Genomic DNA, 2079 nt, shown 5'->3' on the forward strand with positions numbered 1-2079 from the left:
CGTGAAGTCGGCCCGGAGCGCGGTTCCGGCCTTTCGGCCGGTCCGTTTCTCCGGACCGCTTCCCGCACCCGCCGTGCGCCTCTCAACGCAACGGGCGCTCCACAAGTCCCTCGGATTCCTTGAGGATTGATCTCATCCCGTGATCGGCCATGGGGAGGGGATGACTGATCCCCGGTAGCGGTAGCGAGTGGTGCCTACCTTCGCCGGGTTGAACAGTTCCCGTTCCTCGCTGGTCGGCCACCAACCCCCGCCGCAGAAACGGCGGCGGAGGTCCTTCCAGTTCATGTGGGGGTGCTTGCGCCGCAGCCACCAGATGACCCGGCCCCAGGTATACGAGCTCAGGTACTGGAAGGCCGTGCTCGACACTCCCGGCCGGAAGTAGGCGCACCAGCCCCGCAGCATCCGGTTGAGACAGATGAGCAGGGTGTCGAACGGCAGGTCGGTGCCTGTCTTGCGGCACTGTGTCTTGACCTTCGCCGTCACGGCCGCGAGGGCCTTTCGGGCGGGGTAGGTGTAGACATAGTGCTTGTGGGTGCCTCGCTTGCGGTGGCGCTGGATGCGCCAGCCGAGAAAGTCGAGGCCCTCGTCGATGTGGGTGATCAGGGTCTTCTCCGGCGAAAGGCGCAAGCCCATCGTCGAGAGAACCCCGGCGATCTCTTCCTTGAGCGCCTCCGCGTCGGACTTCGTGCCCGACACGACCAGACACCAGTCGTCCGCGTAGCGGATAAGCCTGTAGTTCGGCAGTCCGCGACGTCGGCGCTTTTGCCGGTCGTTGAAGGTGCTCGCTGGGCCTCCCGGACCCTGGGCAATGTGCTCGTCCAGGACGGAGAGGGCCACGTTGCTGAGCAACGGGGAGAGGATCGACCCCTGCGGGGTCCCGGTGTTGTTCTCCCGAAGTACGCGGTCCTCACCGAGGATTCCGGACTTCAGGAACGCCTTCACCAGGGCCAGGACGCGTTTGTCCCCGACGCGAGCACGCACCCGGTCCATCAGGGCCGTGTGTGAGATCTCGTCGAAGCAGGCTTTGATGTCGCCCTCCACGATCCACTCGTAGGAGTGGGAGGTGAGGTGGCGGACCTCTGCCACCGCGTCGTGAGCCCGGTGATTCGGACGGAACCCGTAGGAGCACGGGAGGAACTCCGCCTCGAAGATCGGCTCCAGCACCAGCTTCAGGGACGCCTGCACCACCCGGTCGGTCACGGTCGCGATCCCAAGACGGCGTAACTTCCCACCCGCCTTGGGGATCATCCGTTCCCGGACCGGGAGCGGGCAGAAGCTACGGTCCTTGATCGAGGTCCGCAGCCTGTTGAGGAAGACCTCGACGCCCCGCACGGTCTCCACGTAGTAGGCGGTCTCGCCGTCCACTCCAGCCGTGCGGGCTCCCTTGTTGCCCCGCACCCGAACCCACGCGACCAGCAAGAACGCGGGATCGGAGACGAGGTTGAACAGGTCATCGAACCTGCGATGAGAATCCTCGCGGGCCCAACGGTGCAGCTTGGTCTGGATCTCCAGTACCCGGCGTTCGGCCTTCATCAGGACGTACTCCAGATCGTCGGTATTCACCGGCGAAAACCTCCTGGTCTTCCAGTCCTTCCACTGCTGACTTGCTGTCCCCCTTCGCCATGTACGCGCCTCTCGCGCGCCCGGACTACTACGAGGACTCCGCCACGACCTGGCGTCGTCAGCCGACGACGGACCTGCCCTCCGCCCAACTGGCTGCCGGACGGGAAGGGCGACACCTGATCGCTTCCCACGTTCACCACCACCCGATCGTCGAGTGAGCCGCCCAGCTGTGCCCCGACAGCTTCGCCATGCCTACGCCGCAGACCTTCAACATGGCCTCCCCACCAGCACTCTTAACCGGCTTCGGAGTCGCCACCAGAGCTTCGGTGGCGTGCACTGCGTCCCGGCCCATATCCGCCAGATTGGAGCCGGTGGAAGTATTACGGGGCTTCAGACACTGGTTCCTCTCGTACGGCTTCTCGTCTCGCTTGCCGGACCCGCACCGTCTGGCAGTGCCAGTGCGTCCCGGCTTTGTCAGGGCTGCTTGCCGCCCTCCCGCGCGTCTCCGCGGTCAGG

2 protein-coding genes are annotated in these 2079 nt (G+C 65.5%); one reads left to right on the top strand and one right to left on the bottom strand.

What is annotated here, in order from left to right; all coding sequences use genetic code 11:
* Nucleotides 1-132 precede the first annotated feature (132 nt).
* Complete coding sequence (gene ltrA, locus OTB19_RS42560) at nt 133-1563, bottom strand: group II intron reverse transcriptase/maturase (RefSeq protein WP_267804225.1); 1431 nt, start codon at nt 1561-1563, stop codon at nt 133-135.
* Between the two features lie 41 nt (nt 1564-1604).
* On the opposite strand from ltrA, the gene OTB19_RS42565 reads away from it, so the two are divergent.
* A complete protein-coding gene (locus OTB19_RS42565; RefSeq protein ID WP_267804226.1) occupies nt 1605-1781 on the top strand; it encodes a hypothetical protein in 177 nt (58 codons plus the stop codon).
* Nucleotides 1782-2079 lie beyond the last annotated feature (298 nt).

It is taken from the genome of Streptomyces sp. H27-H5 (genome assembly GCF_026627505.1).
GTDB lineage: Bacteria > Actinomycetota > Actinomycetes > Streptomycetales > Streptomycetaceae > Streptomyces.